Origin of the sequence: Pseudomonas sp. RIT778, assembly GCF_019718735.1 — a bacterium.
GTDB classification, from domain to species: Bacteria; Pseudomonadota; Gammaproteobacteria; order Pseudomonadales; family Pseudomonadaceae; genus Aquipseudomonas; species Aquipseudomonas aphyarum.
This window is the reverse complement of record NZ_JAIHBA010000048.1, coordinates 21,062-38,349: the sequence shown is the minus strand read 5'-3', so window position 1 is coordinate 38,349 and position 17,288 is coordinate 21,062. Positions and strand designations below refer to the sequence as shown.

Here is a 17,288-nt window from a genome sequence, read left to right as displayed (position 1 = left end):
GCCTGCTGCACGACTTTCAACTGCCGCAGATGCTCATTGCCCGCAGTGATGGTGAACGGGTGCTGACCAACCTGTTGCACCTGTCGGAGTTGTTGCAGCAGGCCGCGTCGGAACTCGATGGCGAGCAGGCGCTGATCCGTCATCTGGCCGAGCATCTGGCGCTGTCCGGGCAGGCAGGTGAAGAGCAGATCCTGCGTCTTGAAAGCGACGAACAACTGGTCAAGGTCGTGACCATTCACAAGTCCAAGGGGCTTGAATACCCTTTGGTGTTCCTGCCGTTCATCTGCTCGGCCAAACCCGTGGATGGCAGTCGATTGCCGCTGCATTACCACGATGAGTCCGGCAAGGCCCGCATCAGTCTGAAGCCCGACGCTGAACTGATCGCCCTGGCGGACAACGAGCGCCTGGCGGAGGATCTGCGTTTGCTCTACGTCGCGCTGACCCGCGCACAACATGCGTGCTGGCTCGGGGTGACGGATCTCAAACGCGGTAACCACAGCAGCTCGGTGCTGCATCTTTCTGCGCTGGGCTATCTGTTGGGCGGTGGCGCAACGTTGAATGAGTCCAGCGGATTGGCCCGCTGGCTGGACGATCTGCAACAGGATTGTTCGGCGCTGAGCGTTGTTGAAATGCCGGAGGCCACAAGCGAGGAGTACCAGCCTCCGCGTAACGAAGCCACGCTACGTGCCACCCTTTTGCCGAGCCGCAGGGCTAGCGAAAACTGGTGGATCGCGTCATACAGTGCCTTGCGCATCAGTGACGTTTTGAGCGTCGGCAATGACGAAGCTCCCGACAGTCCGCAAGCGCAAAAACTGTTCGACGACGAACGCCTGGATCCTGAAGCTCCGCGCGAGATCATCGCCGGCGGGGCCGACATTCACCGCTTCCCTCGCGGGCCGAATCCGGGAACGTTTCTTCACGGTTTGCTGGAGTGGGCAGGGGAGGAAGGGTTTGCGGTCACCCGCGAATCGCTGGACGATGCAATTGCCCGACGTTGCAACCGTCGGGGCTGGGAAGGCTGGATCACCACCCTCGGCGATTGGTTGCAACACTTGCTCAAACTGCCACTACCCGCAGGGCTCGACCAACCGCCAGTGGTGCTTGAGCAATTGAAGCAATATCGAGTCGAGATGGAGTTCTGGTTCGCCAGTCACAAAGTCGACGTGCTCAAGCTCGACGAACAGGTGCGTCAGTTCACCCACAACGGTGTTGCCCGGGTCGGCGCCGAAGCGGTGCAGCTCAATGGCATGTTCAAAGGCTTTATCGACCTGACGTTCGAGCACGAGGGCCGCTACTACGTGGCCGATTACAAATCCAACTGGCTGGGTGTCGATGACGCCGCGTACACCGAGCGAGCCATGGAGCAGTCGATCCTCGACAACCGTTATGACCTGCAATACGTGCTGTACCTGTTGGCACTGCATCGTCAGCTCAAGGCGCGGCTCGCCGATTACGACTACGACCGGCATATCGGCGGCGCGTTGTATCTGTTCCTGCGTGGGACACGGGCTCCTGGCGGTGGCGTTTACTTCGCGCGACCACCAAGGGCGCTGATCGAACGTCTGGACCTCATGTTCCAGGGCAAACCGCAACCCAAGGCCGAGCCCGCGTGGGAACAGGGAGTACTGCTATGAACCGGACATTCGCCGACCTGCTGCCTACGCCGCTGACCGCCGAAAGCCTCGCGCAACTGACGCCCTTGACCCGTGCTGATGATTTGCTGCTGTTGCTGACCCAATGGGTCGAGCGTGGCTGGTTGCGGGCACTGGACAAGGCATTCGTGGCCTTTCTTCATGAGTTGGCACCCGATGTCGATCCACTGGTGTTGCTAGCCGCCGCATTGACCAGTCACCAGCTCGGCCATGGTCATGTCTGCCTGGACCTGTTCGAAACCCTCAAGGCGCCAGATTTTGCACTTTCCCTGCCGCCGGAGGGGGATGCGCAACCCGGCGTGTTGCTGCTGCCATCGCAACTGCTCGAAACCCTCGATGGAGCGCATTGGTGCAAAGTGCTGGCCGGCAGTTCGCTGGTGGCACTGGCCGCCGACGAAGGTGCATCGGCTCAGGAGCGCCCGCTGGTGCTGTCCGGCAAACGCTTGTACTTGCGGCGCTATTGGGCCTACGAGCGGCGCATCGACAGCGCATTGCGTCAGCGACTCGCGGAGCAGGAAGCGACACCGTCCGATCTTGCACGGCGGCTGGACGAGCTGTTCGATCCAGCGCAGCGTGCGGATGTCATCGACTGGCAGAAACTCGCCTGCGCCCTGGCCACCCGAAGTGCTTTCAGCATCATCACGGGTGGCCCGGGCACCGGCAAGACGACGACGGTGGTCCGTCTGCTGGCGTTGCTCCAGGCACCTGCGGTCGAGGCGCATCAGCCATTGCGCATTCGCCTCGCGGCGCCTACCGGGAAGGCGGCGGCGCGTCTGACCGAGTCCATCAGTCAGCAGGTGCAGTCGCTGAAAGTTGCTGACAGTGTCCGGGAAAAAATCCCGACCGAAGTGACCACGGTGCACCGCCTGCTCGGCAGTCGTCCCGGCACGCGGCACTTTCGCCACCATGCCGGTAACCGTCTGCCCCTGGACGTTCTGGTGGTCGATGAAGCGTCCATGATCGACCTGGAAATGATGGCCAACCTGCTCGATGCCTTGCCGCCTCATGCCCGATTGGTGTTGCTGGGCGACAAGGATCAACTTGCCTCCGTGGAGGCTGGTGCGGTGCTGGGAGATTTGTGCCGTGATGCCGAAGCCGGTTGGTACAGTGCGCAGACCCGCCAGTGGCTGGAACAGGTGAGCGGCGAATCCCTGCAGGACAGCGGCCTGCACGAAGGCACTGATGGTTCGCATCCGTTGGCCCAGCAAGTGGTGATGTTGCGTCACTCGCGGCGTTTCGGCGAGGGCAGCGGCATCGGTCAACTGGCGCGACGGGTGAATCAGCAACTCCCGGTCGAGGCTCGCCAGTTACTGGACGCCAGAACCCATGGTGATGTGTTTTCGTTGCCGCTTCAGAACGAACACGACCGGAACCTTGAGCACCTGGTGCTCGATGGGCACGACGTAGGCCCTCACGGATATCGACACTATCTGAGCGTCTTGCGCGATCGACGTCCGGCGAGCGGAACGCCGCTCGAGAGCCCGGGCTGGACCGACTGGGCGAGTGACGTCCTGCGGGCCTTCGATACCTTCCAGTTGTTGTGCGCAGTGCGCAAAGGGCCGTGGGGTGTCGAGGGGCTGAACCAGCGCATCACTGATGCGTTGCTCAAGGCGCGGCTGATCGAAAGCGACCAGCAATGGTACGAAGGCCGCCCGGTGCTGATGACCCGAAATGACTACGGTCTGGGGCTGATGAACGGTGACATCGGTATCGCCCTGAAACTGCCTGAGCGCGATGGGCCGGATGCCGGTAAGTCGGTTTTGCGAGTGGCGTTCCCGCGTAACGATGGGCGTGGCGGGGTGCGTTTCGTGCTGCCGAGCCGGCTCAACGATGTCGAGACCGTCTATGCGATGACTGTGCACAAGTCGCAGGGCTCGGAGTTTGCCCATACCGCGTTGATCCTGCCGGACGCCCTGAATCCCGTGTTGACCAAGGAACTGATCTACACCGGAATTACCCGGGCCAAGGACTGGTTCACCTTGATCGAGCCTCGGGGTGGTGTGTTTGAAGAGGCGGTGCAGCGCAAGGTGAAGCGCTTGAGCGGACTGATGCTGGAACTGGAAGAAGGGACGCCGCATAAAGGATGAAGGTGCCTTCGATTGCCGCCGATAATTGACCGACCGGTCAGAGGTCGCTGTATCGCTGGCGTTCCAACGCTATGCTATCGTTGCGGCATCATTTCGTAACGATCCAAGAGAATCCCTGCATGAAGGTGGCTGTCTGGGCGACAGAGCGCGTAGTTGGCTGCAAGCGGGCGTTGCTTGCCGGTGTGCTCTGTTTGCTCTCGGGTGTGGCCGCTGCCCAGACTCAACCCCCGGCGGGCATGGCCGAGCAGCGGGCCAAATCCGTCACCCAGGTTGTCCTCGGTATCCTCAGTTACGCGCGCTGGCCGGTAGAGCCGGCGCAGTTGCGCCTGTGCATCGTTGGCCCGACCGAATACACCGACGACCTGGTCAAGGGTACGACCCAGGCCACGGGGCGTCCGGTCATCGTGCGGCGACTGTTGGCTGACAATCCGGCCATCGTCAGCGAGTGCGACGCGGTCTACATCGGCAAACTCACGACCGACGAACGCAGCCGGCTGTTCGCATCCCTGATCGGCCATCCGGTGCTGAGCATCAGTGAAGGCGGCGATCAGTGCACGGTCGGCAGCCTGTTCTGCCTGCGGGTCGGCGATGAACAAGTGTCGTTCGAGGTCAATCTCGACTCCGTCGCCCGCAGCGGCGTGCGCATTCATCCCAGCGTGCTGCAGTTGTCGCGCCGCAAACCGGCGGTGCCATGAGACGCGACAAATCCACAGGGCGCCCGACACTCGGCTCGGTCATCGGCCGTGGCAACCTGATTGTGGCGCTGGTCGCCGTGGCAATGGCCAGTGTGTCGCTGACGCTGCTTGGGGTGCTGGCGCTGCGGGTGTATGCCGATCACAACCTGCACTTGATCGCCCGCTCGATCAGTTACACCGTGGAAGCCGCCGTGGTGTTCAACGACAAGGCCGCCGCGACCGAAGCGCTGGCGCTGATCGCCTCGACCGAAGAAGTGGCGGATGCCCAGGTGCTGGACACTCAGGGCCAGTTGCTCGCGCGCTGGCAGCGTCCGGAGAACGGCTTGTTTTCCGAACTGGAGATGCAGGTCGCGCGGGTCATTCTGGAAAAACCCATCAGCCTGCCGATCCTGCATCAGGATCGCGAAATCGGGCGCATTTTGCTGATCGGCCACGGCGGCAGCCTGATGCGCTTTCTGTTGAGCGGTCTGGCGGGGATCATTCTTTGTACGGCGATCAGCGCCTGGGTCGCGCTCTATCTGGCGCGTCGCCAGTTGCGCAGGATCATCGGCCCGTTGCACAGCCTGGCTGCAGTGGCGCATGCCGCCCGTAGCGAGCGGGCACTCGATCGACGCGTACCCCGGGCAAAGATTGCCGAGCTCGACAACCTGGGCAATGACTTCAATGCCCTGCTCGACGAACTCGAAGACTGGCAAACCCACCTGCAAAGCGAGAACGAAACCCTCGCCCACCAGGCCAGTCACGACAGCCTCACCGGATTGCCGAACCGGGCCTTTTTCGAAGGCCGCCTGATTCGTGCGCTACGCAGCGCCCACAAACTGAACGAGCGCGTGGCGGTGCTGTTTCTCGACAGCGATCGATTCAAGGACATCAACGACAGCTTCGGTCATGCCGCCGGCGACGCGGTGCTGGTGGCGGTAGCGGATCGGGTGCGAGCGCAGTTGCGTGAGGAAGATCTGGTGGCGCGTCTGGGCGGTGATGAATTTGCCGTTCTGCTGACGCCCCTGCACAAGACCGAAGACGCCGAGCGCATTGCCGACAAGATCCTCGCCAGCATGGACATCCCGATTGCGCTGCCAGGCGACAGCAGTGTCGTGACTTCGCTCAGTATCGGCATCGCCGTTTACCCCGATCATGGCGCCACGCCCGGCACCTTGCTCGATGCGGCGGATGCCGCGATGTACCAAGCCAAGCGTTTGTCGCGCGGCGCCCAATTCACGGCCGGGTCGGAGCACCCGGTCGATTCCGTTCAAACCAGGAGCTGATGCCCGTGTTCTCACTTTCCTTTCGACTGTTTTCCACCCTGTTGCTGACGGCCATGCTGGCCCTGACCGGTTGCCAGACCGCTCCACAAAAGGGTCTGACGCCTGCCCAAGTCGCGGTCCTCAAGCAGCAAGGCTTCGAGTTGACCGATGACGGCTGGGAGTTCGGCCTGTCGGGCAAAGTGCTGTTTGGCAGCGATGTCGAAAGCCTGAACAAGCAAAGTACCGAAATCGTCGAGCGCATCGGCAAAGCGTTGCTGGGTGTCGGCATCGAGCGCGTGCGGGTCGATGGCCATACCGACGCTTCGGGCAAGGAAACCTACAACCAGCAGCTGTCTCTGCGTCGCGCGAAAAGCGTCGGCAAAGTGCTGACGTCGGTTGGCATGAAAGAAGAGAACATTCAGCTGCAAGGCCTCGGCAGTCGCGAACCGGTCGCCTCCAACGACACTGCCGCCGGCCGCACCGAAAACCGCCGGGTGTCGATCGTGGTCAGCGCCGACTAGTCGGCGAACTGCATTTCGCGGGTCTGCCCCATCAACAGCGCCTGATTGCGCTCGGTCACTTCGCGGATGTAATCCCACAACAGGGTAATCCTCTTGAGCTTGCGCAGATCCTCCCGGCAGTACATCCAGAACTGCCGGGTGATGTCGATTTCCTCCGGCAACACTGGCAACAGGCGCGGATCCTGGGCCGCAAGGAAGCACGGCAGAATCGCCAGCGAGCGCCCCTGCTGCGCCGCCACGAATTGCGCGATCACGCTGGTGCTGCGCAAGTTCGCGCTGGCGCCGGGCACCACGTTTGCCAGATACAGCAGCTCCGAGCTGAACGCCAGGTCATCCACATAACTGATGAATTGATGCTTGCCCAAATCGGCGGGGCGGCGGATCGGTGGGTGTTTGTCGAGGTATTCCTGGGTCGCGTAGAGTTGCAAGCGGTAGTCGCAGAGTTTGCAGCACACGTACGGCCCGTGTTCCGGGCGTTCGAGGGCGATGACGATGTCGGCTTCGCGTTTGGACAGGCTGATGAAGTGCGGCAACGGCAGGATGTCCACCGAGATCGCCGGGTAGGCGTCGACGAAGTGGCTCAGTTGCGGGGTGATGAAGAAGCTGCCGAAACCTTCGGTGCAACCCATCCGCACATGCCCCGACAGCGCGACGCCGGAGCCGGACACCTGCTCGCAGGCCATGTGCAGCGTGCTTTCGATCGACTCGGCATAACTCAGCAGGCGCTGGCCTTCGGCAGTCAGCACAAAACCGCTGGTGCGCGACTTTTCGAACAGCAAAGTGCCGAGCGCCGATTCCAGCGAACTGATCCGCCGCGACACGGTGGTGTAGTCCACCGCCAGGCGTTTGGCCGCCGTGCTGGCCTTGCGGGTACGGGCGACTTCGAGGAAAAACTTGAGGTCGTCCCAGTTCAGCGAGCCTAGAGAGGTGATGTTTTTTTGCATGATGGACGGGCTTATATGTGCGTTCTTATTAGAAGTTTGCACATCTATACTCCAAAAACAGTCCGACAACCAATTCGCGACACACGCCTCATCTCAAGGCGAACCTTTCGCCTTGGCTCCCAAGATAAAAACAATTTCTGGAGACCAGCATGAACGCATCGCTTACGCCCAACGAAACCACGGTCCAGAAGGTCAAGCTGCTGATCGACGGCGAGTGGGTCGAGTCGCAGACCACCGAATGGCACGACATCGTCAACCCGGCGACCCAGCAAGTGCTGGCTAAAGTCCCGTTCGCCACCGCCGCTGAAGTCGACGCCGCCGTCAGCGCCGCACAGCGCGCCTTCCAGACCTGGAAGCTGACCCCGATCGGCGCGCGCATGCGCATCATGCTCAAGCTGCAAGCGCTGATCCGCGAGCATTCCAAACGCATCGCCGTGGTGCTGAGCGCCGAGCAGGGCAAGACCATTGCCGATGCCGAGGGCGATATTTTCCGTGGCATGGAAGTGGTCGAGCACGCCTGCTCCATCGGCAGCCTGCAAATGGGCGAGTTCGCCGAGAACGTGGCCGGCGGCGTCGACACCTACACCCTGCGCCAGCCGATCGGCGTCTGCGCCGGCATCACCCCGTTCAACTTCCCGGCAATGATTCCGCTGTGGATGTTCCCGATGGCCATCGCCTGCGGCAACACCTTCGTGCTCAAGCCGTCCGAACAGGATCCACTGTCGACCATGCTGCTGGTGGAACTGGCGATTGAAGCGGGCATTCCAGCTGGTGTTCTGAACGTCGTCCATGGTGGCAAAGACGTGGTCGATGGCCTGTGCACCCACAAAGACATCAAGGCCGTTTCGTTCGTCGGTTCGACCGCCGTCGGCACCCACGTTTATGACCTGGCCGGTAAACACGGCAAGCGCGTGCAATCGATGATGGGCGCGAAGAACCACGCGGTGGTGCTGCCGGACGCCAATCGTGAGCAAGCGCTCAATGCACTGGTCGGTGCCGGTTTCGGTGCGGCCGGACAGCGTTGCATGGCCACCTCGGTGGTGGTGCTGGTGGGCGCGGCCAAGCAGTGGCTGCCGGATCTGAAAGCGCTGGCGCAGAAACTCAAGGTCAACGCCGGCAACGAGCCGGGCACCGATGTCGGTCCGGTCATTTCGAAAAAGGCCAAGGCGCGGATTCTCGATCTGATCGAAAGCGGCATCAAGGAAGGTGCCAAACTCGAGCTGGACGGTCGCGACATCAGCGTGCCGGGTTACGAGAAAGGCAATTTCGTCGGCCCGACCCTGTTCTCCGGGGTGACTACCGACATGCAGATCTACACCCAGGAAATCTTCGGCCCGGTGCTGGTGGTGCTGGAAGTCGACACCCTCGATCAGGCCATCGCGCTGGTCAACGCCAACCCGTTCGGCAACGGCACCGGCCTGTTCACCCAGAGCGGTGCGGCGGCGCGTAAATTCCAGACTGAAATCGACGTCGGCCAGGTCGGCATCAACATCCCGATTCCGGTGCCGGTACCGTTCTTCAGCTTCACCGGTTCGCGCGGTTCGAAACTCGGCGACCTCGGCCCGTACGGCAAGCAAGTGGTGCAGTTCTACACCCAGACCAAAACGGTCACGGCGCGCTGGTTCGATGACGACAGCGTCAACGACGGCGTGAACACCACCATCAACCTGCGCTGAGGAATGGCCATGAAAATCGCATTTATCGGTCTGGGCAACATGGGCGCGCCGATGGCGCGCAACCTGATCAAGGCTGGGCATTCGCTGAATCTGGTGGACCTGAACAAAACCGTGCTGGCGGAACTCGAGCAGCTGGGCGGCACCATCCGCGCTTCGGCTCGCGAAGCTGCTGAAGACGCAGAACTGGTGATCACCATGTTGCCCGCCGCCGTGCATGTACGCAGCGTCTGGCTCGGTGAAGATGGCGTGCTGGCCGGAATCGGTAAAGGTGTGCCAGCGGTGGATTGCAGCACCATCGATCCGCAGACGGCGCGCGATGTCGCGGCGGCTGCTGCCAAACAAGGCGTGGCCATGGCTGATGCGCCGGTGTCCGGCGGCACTGGCGGCGCCACGGCCGGGACGCTGACCTTCATGGTCGGTGCTACTCCGGAACTGTTCGCCACCCTGCAACCGGTGCTGGCGCAGATGGGCCGCAACATCGTGCATTGCGGTGAGGTCGGCACCGGGCAGATCGCCAAGATCTGCAACAACCTGTTGCTCGCCATTTCGATGGTCGGCGTCAGCGAGGCGATGGCGCTGGGCGATGCGCTGGGCATCGACACCACGGTGCTCGCCGGGATCATCAACAGCTCGACCGGGCGTTGCTGGAGTTCGGAGATGTACAACCCGTGGCCGGGCATCGTTGAAACGGCACCGGCCTCGCGCGGTTACACCGGCGGCTTCGGCGCCGAGCTGATGCTCAAGGATCTGGGGTTGGCCACCGAAGCGGCGCGTCAGGCCCATCAGCCGGTGGTGCTGGGCGCCGTGGCGCAGCAGTTGTATCAGGCGATGAGTCAGCGTGGGGAAGGTGGAAAGGACTTCTCGGCGATCATCAACAGCTATCGCAAGCCGCAGTAATCGTCGTCAGGCCTGTGCTCGTCACAGGTCTGCAATTCAGATGCAGTAGGTGTTGCCGGGAAATCACGTCGGGTGGTTTCCCGGCTTTTTTTGTATCAGGCGAACACGAAATATTTGCGCACGGTCTCGACCACTTCCCAGGTACCTTTCATGCCTGGCTCGACCACGAAGATGTCGCCGGCGCGCAGGTGGATCGGCTCCATGCCGTCCGGGGTAATCACACAGTAGCCTTCCTGGAAATGGCAGTACTCCCACTTCACATAGTCCACCCGCCACTTGCCCGGGGTGCAGATCCAGGTGCCCATGATCTTGCTGCCGTCTTCGCTGGTGTAGGCGTTGAGGTTGACGGTGTGTGGGTCGCCCTCGAGCTTTTCCCATTTGCAGGCGTCGAGTACGGGCAGGGGATGGGTGTCGCGCAGAACGGTGATAGGTGCGGGCATGACGGCTCCAGGCCAAAGGGAGTTAGAGCCGTCACCGTAGCTTTCGCGGGTACTGTCGGAGTGTCTGGGGTCGACCTCCAGATGCCTGTAAGCGCTGGGGCAAATCTACGCGACCCGCGAATGTGCACCGTCGCTGTGCATATAAGACCGTTTTAGTACAAGCGTGCACCATAAAAGTTCAATAAATTTTTAGACTAAAACGAGATAACCATTCTGACACCTATTGCAAAACAAAATCGTCTGTACTATAACATTCGTACTAAAGGACTATTCCTCGGAAGGGAGCTCCATCTGAGTCACGGACAGACTTGAATCGGCTTTTTCTCATCTCGATAACTGACTTGGTCTTCGGCTCAAGTGTGAACTTCTATCTGTTGTTAATGAGTAATGACAGTTGAATGAACCGGTCAGTTAATAAGTGGCGCGGACGCAATGTCTCGCGTGCTTTGAGTAGAAGCCTTAAATAAACAGTTAATTATTATTTGTGCACTGGCGGATTTATATCTGCGGGATACGCACGCCTATCGAATTTTTATGTGCCCGGCATCAATGGAATGAGGCTTTATTGTGGACGACATAAACGTAATTGAAGTTTCGACGATTGTTGATAGTGCGAGTGAACTTGGCCGGCACGTCTGGGTGCGTGCCGGCAGTCGCCTGACACATGTGCAGATCAGCGATGACTGCTTCATCGGCTTCAGGTGCGATTTGCAGTATGCGTCCATCGGTAAATCCAGCATGTTCGCCACCGGTGCGCAGTGCCTGGGGACGGCGCAGTCGCCGGTTCGGATTGCCGAAAATGTCTGGCTGGGCGCCAAGGCCACCGTGGCTGCCGGTGTCTCCATCGGTGCCGGGGCCGTGGTGGCGGCTGGCGCGTTGGTAACCGCCGATGTGCCGCCGGACGCAATCGTCGTCGGCCGCCCGGCGCGGGTCATTGCCCGGCGCACTGTGGTCGAGGATGGCCGGCCGAGCCCGGAATCGGTGCTGGCCAAAGTCCGGGAGCGGGCGCGCCAGGGCTTGCCGTCGATGCTCGATCGGTCAACGCAGTCGGTCGCGCGGCTCAAGTCGCTGAACCCCGACACCCAGACCTGGGACATCAGCGACGACGCCCTGATCGATGCCGAATTGCGCGGTGGAGCGTCGGTGGAAATCGCCCGGGACTGCATTCTGATCGGGCGCAGCAACCGTCAGGGCGGCATGTCGCAACTGGGCGGCATCGAATTGGGCACCGGCGCACGACTGGCGGCCGGTGTGGTTATCGAGGCGGCCGGCGGCGTATCCGTCGGTGCTTTCAGCGAGTTGTCCGAGGGGGTCACGATCGTGGCCTCCACCCATGATCATTCTTTCCGCTCACTGCCTTGGGAGGAGGCACCGGTGCGCATTGGAAGTCGTTGCGTTATTGGCGAGGGCGCCATCTTGGTAGGTCCACTGAATATTGGTGACGGTGCCGTTATCAAGCCGTACTCGGTGGTTATAAGGGATGTATTGGAAAACACTGTGGTTCATGGCGTTGTTCAACTAATGGAGATTCAAGAATGATTTTATTTGCCCCCAATCCAACCGGTTCCGGTCACAACATGCGCGCGCTGTCCATCGCTCAGGCGATCAAGAAACAGCGTCCGGACATGCCATTGACCGTGGCACTGGCTTCCTTGCAGCCGACCTTCACGCCGATGTTCGAAAAGTCTGGCGTAGAAGTTGTGGATATTGCCGGTCGTTTGGTCGATTACTCGAAAAAGAGCAACTTGTCGAAAGAGCTCGACTGGAATAATTACATTGGCGGTTATATCGCCAATACCTTCTTGTCCGGCGAGCGGATTCTGTCTTACCTGGCGCTGATCGCCGAGTACAAGCCGACTGCCCTGGTGTCGGACTACAACATGGCCGCCTGCCTGGCCGCGATTTTCAGCGGCACGCCGCTGGTGTTCGTCACCGAGCGCTACGACTTCACCCTGTGCCAGCTCGAAGACCATGATCTGGCCGACGGCGGTTTCGAAGTCAATGCGCTGGAAATGGCCCGGGCCCGCACCGCGCTGCACAGCCAGTTCAACTGGATGATCAATCAGAGCCAACTGGTGCTGACCGACAAACCGTACGTGGCGTCCCTCGATCAGGGCACGCCGGTGGCCGAAGCACTGGTCAGCGGCAAGGCGCATTTCGTTGGTCCGATGATCCGCGACATCAATGTGCAGACCGGTTTGAACGTGCGCGAGCAACTGAACCTCGGCGACTCGCCGTTCATTGTGGCTTCGATCAGCGGCACCACGATGTTTGCCCAGAACAAGGACGCGCTGCTCGCCGCCTATCTGGACAGCTTCAAGATCCTGCGCGAGCGCAATCCGGAACTGAAACTGGTGTTGCTGGGCCGTCAGGATATCCAGGCTCAGGACGGCGTCGTCTGCGTGCCGTACTACCCGGACTGGATGGGCCTGCTGCGCGAAGCCAGCCTGCTGATTTCGGCGCCGGGCTGGATCACCGTGACGGAAATCGCCGCACTGCAGATTCCGACGCTGTTCGTGCTGCCGTCAAAGTCCGAGTACCACGAACTCGAGGCGCTGCGCCGTCTGGAGCTGCTGGGTTTCCCGACGCATCTGGGCCACGACCGCGATGCGATCGTCGAGCTGATCCAGGGTGAACTGGAAAAAGACACCGATGCTTCGACCTACTACGCACCGCATCAGCAAGTGGCCGCACCGGATGGCGAAGGTGCCGCCCGCGCCGCGACGCGCATCATCGAGTTGTGCCAGGGCAGCGTTGTGTCGCTGACCGAAAGCAAAGCCGCTTAACCTCAAGGAAGAGGGATTCACCATGTCACTGCATCCGCAGTTTCTATTTGATCAAGGCCTCAAGGACATCGACCACGGCGGCTTTTTCGCCGTGACCGATGCCAGTGGCGAGGTCGCGATTTCCAGCGACAAGCAGTTGCAGGATCAGGTCGCCGCGACGCTCTATCAGGCCGAGCACGGCGACGATGTCGAACTGCGTTTTGCCCATGACGGGCTGATGCGTTTGCATGATGCGTCGAATGGCGGTTTCCACGAACTGGCCGACCGCTACTGGACGCCGCACGGCTCCGGGCGCTGCCGCACGCTGGCGCTGCAACTGGACGCGCTGGCGGCATTGATTGCCTATCAGCGCCGGGTGCCGCAGGACGCGGCGAACAATGCAGCGATCCACGGCCTGCTGGAAAAGGTCGAAGCGCTTTACGCCCGTTCCACAGTCGCCGGACTGTACAGCAGCGACTGGTCGACGCCGCTGGAACTGGCGACCTCGATCGATCTCGACATCAGCGCCACGGCCTTGCTCGCGCGTATCGACAATCAGCCGTCGGGTCTCGGCTTGGTCGGGCACTTGCAGATTCATGCAGAAAACCTGATTGGCCGGGTGGCCGGCAGCGACAGCCAATCCTGTGTCGATGTGGCGCTGACCCGTTGCGGCGTGCGTGCTGAGGTCAGCCTGGTGCTGGCGCAACTGGCTGATGCGCGCGACGACAATGCGTTGTCGAATCTCGCCCGCTCGTTCCTGCTGCAAACCCTGGCGCTGTTCCGCGATCCGGCGTACGGCGGGTATTGGGATCGGGTCGGGATCAACGGCAAAGTGCGTTGCGACTGGCACACCTCGTACAAAAATCACGAGTCGCCATTTCCGATCAAGACCGCCTACGACGTGGCGTTGCTGTTGCAGGCGATTCAGGCCTTGCCGTCCGGCGCGAGCGAAGCGGATCGGGCTTCGGTGACGGCAGCGTTGCTGGAGTTTCATGACGCCCGCAATGGCGGTCTGTTCATGGGCAAGGGCTATTTCTGGTCGACCCCGGATGACCCGACCGTGCCGTTCATTCGGCAGTTCTGGGCGCCGCCGCGTCAGCCGGGGATCTTCAGCATTGGCAACCTGACGTACCTGCCGTTGCACCTGAAAAGCCTGAAAACCCAGCTCGCCGCGGCCCACGCCTTGCAGTCTATCGAGCCGGCCGCTGCCGTTGCTCATCATGACGATGCGGCGTTGGTAAACCGTGAGCTGCAAGTGATCGATGGCGGTGGTGATGTGCAGCGCATTCATCCGAATGGCGTGCCGACCATCAATGTTGATCTGCAGCGTTATCTGGCGTGGCTGGCCAAGGCCCGGGCATCGAACGAAACGCCTTACGGGCTGACAGCCGAAACCGCGCCGCTGGGGTTCCGTGCCGACAAGACCTGGCAGGTGTTTTCCGGGTTGCACGTGATTTCGGACTTGCACGCGCTGGGTCTGCAAATCGAAAACAAGGCCAGCCTGATCGATTGCATCAGGGCTTCACAAAACACCGACGGTGGATTTGCCGAGCAACCGGGGCATCTGAGCGATGTGTTCGCGACCTACTGCGCGGTGCTGTCGCTGCGAGTGCTGGGCGCGTTGCCGAACGATATCGGCGGTTGCGTGCGTTACCTGCAAGCGTGTCAGAACCCCGATGGAGGGTTCGGCGATGTACCGGGTTTCGGCTCGGACATCTGGCACACCAATCTGGCGGTGCTGTCGCTACATGCGCTTGAAGCCAAGGCGCCGGACGAGCAGGGCGTGATGGCGTTTGCCTTGCGCTGCCGCTCGGTCGACGGCGGTTTCGCCAATAAGCCCGGGTATCCGCCGGACGCGTTTTCGGTGTACCGCGTGGTGTCGACGCTGTTCATTCTCAACCGACGCATCGTCGATGCCGAACAGACCGTCGCCTGGCTGCAGAGCCTGCAACTGGCCAACGGCTCGTTCCATTACCGGCCGGGCAAAGCGGTCAGTCTGGTGGGCACTTACATGGCCATCGCAGCGATGTATCTGCTCGACGCGCAGCCGACGTATTTGCAGGAATCGAAAGACTGGATCGCTTCCCATCAGAAGCAGGACGGTGGATTCGGCCCGCTCAATGCGACCTCGGCGACCACCGACGAAAGCTTCGTCTGCATCCAGACACTGCTGATTCTCGAACAAGGGCTGTCGCAATACTGGGTGGCGTTGTTGAACTGACCCGCACACAGCATCGAAGGACGTTAAGTCATCATTTTGCCAGGGGAGGCGCTGATGAAAATTTTAGTGACAGGGGGCGCGGGCTTCATTGGCTCGGCCGTGGTGCGGTTTCTGATTGAAGAGACCGAATGTGAAGTGATCAACGTCGACAAACTGACCTACGCCGGCAACCTTGAATCGCTGGCCGATGTGTCCGATTCGCCGCGTTACCGGTTCTGTCTGGTCGACATCTGCGACAAGCCGGCGCTGGACGAACTGTTCGCGCGTCTGCAACCGGATGCGGTGATGCACCTGGCCGCCGAGTCCCATGTGGACCGCTCGATCGATGGCCCGCAAGCCTTCATCGAAACCAACATCGTCGGCACCTACACGATGCTCGAAGCGGCGCGTGGTTACTGGAACCGACTGGACGCTAAGCGTCAGGCGGCGTTCCGTTTCCATCACATTTCCACCGATGAAGTGTATGGCGACCTGGAGCCCGAAGATCCGGCGTTCACCGAGCGCACGCCGTATGCGCCAAGTTCGCCGTACTCGGCGACCAAGGCCGGTTCAGATCATCTGGTCCGCGCCTGGCATCGCACCTTTGGCCTGCCGGTGGTGATGAGCAATTGCTCGAACAATTACGGGCCGTATCACTTCCCGGAAAAACTGATTCCTCACGTCATTCTCAATGCGCTGCAAGGCAAGCCGTTGCCGGTGTACGGCGATGGTGCGCAGATTCGCGACTGGCTGTTCGTCGAGGATCACGCCCGCGCCTTGTATGCGGTGGTCACGCGCGGTGAGGTCGGGCAGACCTACAACATCGGCGGCCACAACGAGAAGACCAACCTGGAAGTGGTGCACACCCTGTGCGACCTGCTCGAAGCGCGCGGTGCGGAGAAACCGGCGGGTGTTGCGCACTTCCGCGACCTGATCACCTTCGTCAAGGATCGTCCGGGCCACGACAAACGCTACGCGGTCGATGCCGGAAAAATCCACGCGACGCTGGGCTGGACGCCGCAGGAAACCTTCGAAAGCGGCATGCAGAAAACCGTCGACTGGTATCTGGACAACCGCGCCTGGTGGGTGCGGGTGATGTCCGGTGCCTACGCACTGGAGCGCCTCGGCGAGCAACGCGACGAAGCCCTCGTGGCCTGAACATTCAGTCATTCAAATCTCACTGCTTGAAAGGAAAAAAGCATGGCCAAGTACAAAGGAATTCTGCTGGCGGGCGGCGCCGGTTCGCGTCTGCACCCGATCACCCTGGGCGTCTCGAAACAGTCGCTGCCGGTGTATGACAAACCGATGATCTACTACCCGCTGTCGGTGCTGATGCTGGCGGAAATCCGCGAGATCCTGATCATCTCCACGCCGGAAGATCTGCCGGGCTTCCAGCGCATGCTCGGCGACGGCAGCCAGTTGGGCCTGAGCCTGAGCTACGCGGTACAACCGAGCCCGGACGGCCTCGCGCAGGCGTTCATCATCGGTCGCGAATTCGTCGGTGAAGACAACGTCTGCCTGGTGCTCGGCGACAACATTTTCTACGGCGCCGGCTTCGGTGAAACCCTGCTGCAAGCGGCGTCTCGTGATGAAGGCGCGACAGTGTTCGGTTACTACGTGGCCGATCCCGAGCGCTTTGGCGTGGTGGAATTCGATGCTGCCGGCAAGGCCTTGAGCATCTGCGAAAAACCGAGCGATCCGAAGTCCAACTACGCCGTCACCGGCCTGTATTTCTACGACAACGAAGTGCTGCAGATTGCCGCCGACATCAAGCCGTCGCCGCGCGGCGAGCTGGAGATTACCGACGTCAACAATGTCTACCTGCAACGCGGAAAACTGAACGTGTCGGTGATGGGCCGTGGCATGGCGTGGCTGGATACCGGCACCCACGATGCATTGATGGAAGCGGGCAATTTCGTCCAGGCCATCGAGAAACGCCAGGGTCTGAAAATCGCCTGCCTCGAAGAGATCGCCTACAACAAGGGCTGGATCGACGACGCGCAATTGCTGGTGCACGCGGGCAGCATGAGCAAGACCGGTTACGGTCAGTATCTGGCCCGTTTGATCCACGATGATGTGGTTGTGGCGATGGATGCGCAGCGCCTGTTGAAAGGCGCTGCCTGATCATTGTGAGATCAATGTGGGAGCGAGCTTGCTCGCGAAAGGG

At 61.1% G+C, this 17,288-nt stretch carries 14 protein-coding genes; 12 read left to right on the top strand and 2 right to left on the bottom strand.

The features are described 5' to 3' along the window. From K5E37_RS27010 to K5E37_RS26990, 5 genes are all read left to right on the top strand, one after another. Window positions 1-1,634 (top strand): 3'-5' exonuclease (locus K5E37_RS27010; protein WP_221535622.1); only part of this gene is annotated, 1,634 nt, incomplete at its 5' end. After that, window positions 1,631-3,739 carry an exodeoxyribonuclease V subunit alpha gene (gene recD, locus K5E37_RS27005; protein WP_221535621.1) on the top strand — a complete coding sequence of 703 codons (2,109 nt, stop codon included), beginning with the start codon at window positions 1,631-1,633 and terminating at the stop codon, window positions 3,737-3,739. The genes K5E37_RS27010 and recD, both read left to right, overlap by 4 nt. A 119-nt stretch (window positions 3,740-3,858) precedes the next feature. Beyond that, a complete protein-coding gene (locus tag K5E37_RS27000) occupies window positions 3,859-4,434 on the top strand; it encodes a YfiR family protein (protein ID WP_007953870.1) in 576 nt (191 codons plus the stop codon). Further along, a complete protein-coding gene (locus tag K5E37_RS26995) occupies window positions 4,431-5,699 on the top strand; it encodes a diguanylate cyclase domain-containing protein (RefSeq protein ID WP_221535620.1) in 1,269 nt (422 codons plus the stop codon). The genes K5E37_RS27000 and K5E37_RS26995 overlap by 4 nt, the downstream gene beginning before the upstream one ends. Further along, complete coding sequence (locus K5E37_RS26990) at window positions 5,699-6,199, top strand: OmpA family protein (RefSeq protein WP_170929403.1); 501 nt, start codon at window positions 5,699-5,701, stop codon at window positions 6,197-6,199. The genes K5E37_RS26995 and K5E37_RS26990 overlap by 1 nt, the downstream gene beginning before the upstream one ends. On the opposite strand, the gene K5E37_RS26985 is transcribed toward K5E37_RS26990, so the two are convergent. Next, window positions 6,196-7,143: a LysR family transcriptional regulator gene (locus K5E37_RS26985; RefSeq protein ID WP_221535619.1), complete on the bottom strand. Its 948-nt coding sequence runs from the start codon at window positions 7,141-7,143 to the stop codon at window positions 6,196-6,198. The two genes, K5E37_RS26990 and K5E37_RS26985, sit on opposite strands and share 4 nt — an antisense overlap. A gap of 149 nt (window positions 7,144-7,292) precedes the next feature. Here K5E37_RS26985 and K5E37_RS26980 point away from each other — a divergent pair, with 149 nt between their 5' ends. Continuing rightward, complete coding sequence (locus K5E37_RS26980) at window positions 7,293-8,819, top strand: CoA-acylating methylmalonate-semialdehyde dehydrogenase (RefSeq protein ID WP_221535618.1); 1,527 nt, start codon at window positions 7,293-7,295, stop codon at window positions 8,817-8,819. 9 nt (window positions 8,820-8,828) lie between these two features. Beyond that, window positions 8,829-9,716, top strand: coding sequence for a 3-hydroxyisobutyrate dehydrogenase (gene mmsB, locus K5E37_RS26975; protein ID WP_039772935.1), 888 nt, complete (start codon window positions 8,829-8,831; stop codon window positions 9,714-9,716). A 95-nt stretch (window positions 9,717-9,811) separates the two neighbouring features. Here mmsB and K5E37_RS26970 read toward each other — a convergent pair whose 3' ends face one another. Next, window positions 9,812-10,156, bottom strand: coding sequence for a cupin domain-containing protein (locus tag K5E37_RS26970; protein ID WP_007953863.1), 345 nt, complete (start codon window positions 10,154-10,156; stop codon window positions 9,812-9,814). 567 nt (window positions 10,157-10,723) lie between these two features. Between K5E37_RS26970 and K5E37_RS26965 the strand changes: the two genes are divergently transcribed. The 5 genes from K5E37_RS26965 to rfbA are packed head-to-tail and all read left to right on the top strand — an operon-like array spanning window position 10,724 to window position 17,245. Then, window positions 10,724-11,695, top strand: coding sequence for a DapH/DapD/GlmU-related protein (locus tag K5E37_RS26965; RefSeq protein WP_221535617.1), 972 nt, complete (start codon window positions 10,724-10,726; stop codon window positions 11,693-11,695). Next, on the top strand, window positions 11,692-12,942 hold the full coding sequence (locus K5E37_RS26960) for a hypothetical protein (protein WP_007953861.1): 1,251 nt from the start codon (window positions 11,692-11,694) through the stop codon (window positions 12,940-12,942). Before K5E37_RS26965 ends, K5E37_RS26960 begins: the two co-directional genes overlap by 4 nt. A gap of 22 nt (window positions 12,943-12,964) precedes the next feature. Further along, window positions 12,965-15,142, top strand: a complete 2,178-nt coding sequence (locus tag K5E37_RS26955; protein ID WP_221535616.1) for a prenyltransferase/squalene oxidase repeat-containing protein — start codon at window positions 12,965-12,967, stop codon at window positions 15,140-15,142. A gap of 54 nt (window positions 15,143-15,196) precedes the next feature. Beyond that, window positions 15,197-16,279: a dTDP-glucose 4,6-dehydratase gene (rfbB, locus tag K5E37_RS26950; RefSeq protein WP_221535615.1), complete on the top strand. Its 1,083-nt coding sequence runs from the start codon at window positions 15,197-15,199 to the stop codon at window positions 16,277-16,279. Window positions 16,280-16,321: 42 nt separating this feature from the next. Further along, window positions 16,322-17,245, top strand: a complete 924-nt coding sequence (gene rfbA / locus K5E37_RS26945) for a glucose-1-phosphate thymidylyltransferase RfbA (RefSeq protein WP_221535614.1) — start codon at window positions 16,322-16,324, stop codon at window positions 17,243-17,245. Window positions 17,246-17,288 lie beyond the last annotated feature (43 nt).

Bases quoted from the DNA above. Each gene is read 5' to 3' on its own strand.
- K5E37_RS26995 (WP_221535620.1), top strand. From the start codon at position 4,431: ATGAGACGCGACAAATCCACAGGGCGCCCGACACTCGGCTCGGTCATC.
- rfbB (WP_221535615.1), top strand. From the start codon at position 15,197: ATGAAAATTTTAGTGACAGGGGGCGCGGGCTTCATTGGCTCGGCCGTG.
- K5E37_RS26980 (WP_221535618.1), top strand. From the start codon at position 7,293: ATGAACGCATCGCTTACGCCCAACGAAACCACGGTCCAGAAGGTCAAG.
- K5E37_RS26990 (WP_170929403.1), top strand. From the start codon at position 5,699: ATGCCCGTGTTCTCACTTTCCTTTCGACTGTTTTCCACCCTGTTGCTG.
- K5E37_RS26960 (WP_007953861.1), top strand. From the start codon at position 11,692: ATGATTTTATTTGCCCCCAATCCAACCGGTTCCGGTCACAACATGCGC.
- K5E37_RS27000 (WP_007953870.1), top strand. From the start codon at position 3,859: ATGAAGGTGGCTGTCTGGGCGACAGAGCGCGTAGTTGGCTGCAAGCGG.
- rfbA (WP_221535614.1), top strand. From the start codon at position 16,322: ATGGCCAAGTACAAAGGAATTCTGCTGGCGGGCGGCGCCGGTTCGCGT.
- mmsB (WP_039772935.1), top strand. From the start codon at position 8,829: ATGAAAATCGCATTTATCGGTCTGGGCAACATGGGCGCGCCGATGGCG.
- recD (WP_221535621.1), top strand. From the start codon at position 1,631: ATGAACCGGACATTCGCCGACCTGCTGCCTACGCCGCTGACCGCCGAA.
- K5E37_RS26955 (WP_221535616.1), top strand. From the start codon at position 12,965: ATGTCACTGCATCCGCAGTTTCTATTTGATCAAGGCCTCAAGGACATC.
- K5E37_RS26970 (WP_007953863.1), bottom strand. From the start codon at position 10,156: ATGCCCGCACCTATCACCGTTCTGCGCGACACCCATCCCCTGCCCGTA.
- K5E37_RS26985 (WP_221535619.1), bottom strand. From the start codon at position 7,143: ATGCAAAAAAACATCACCTCTCTAGGCTCGCTGAACTGGGACGACCTC.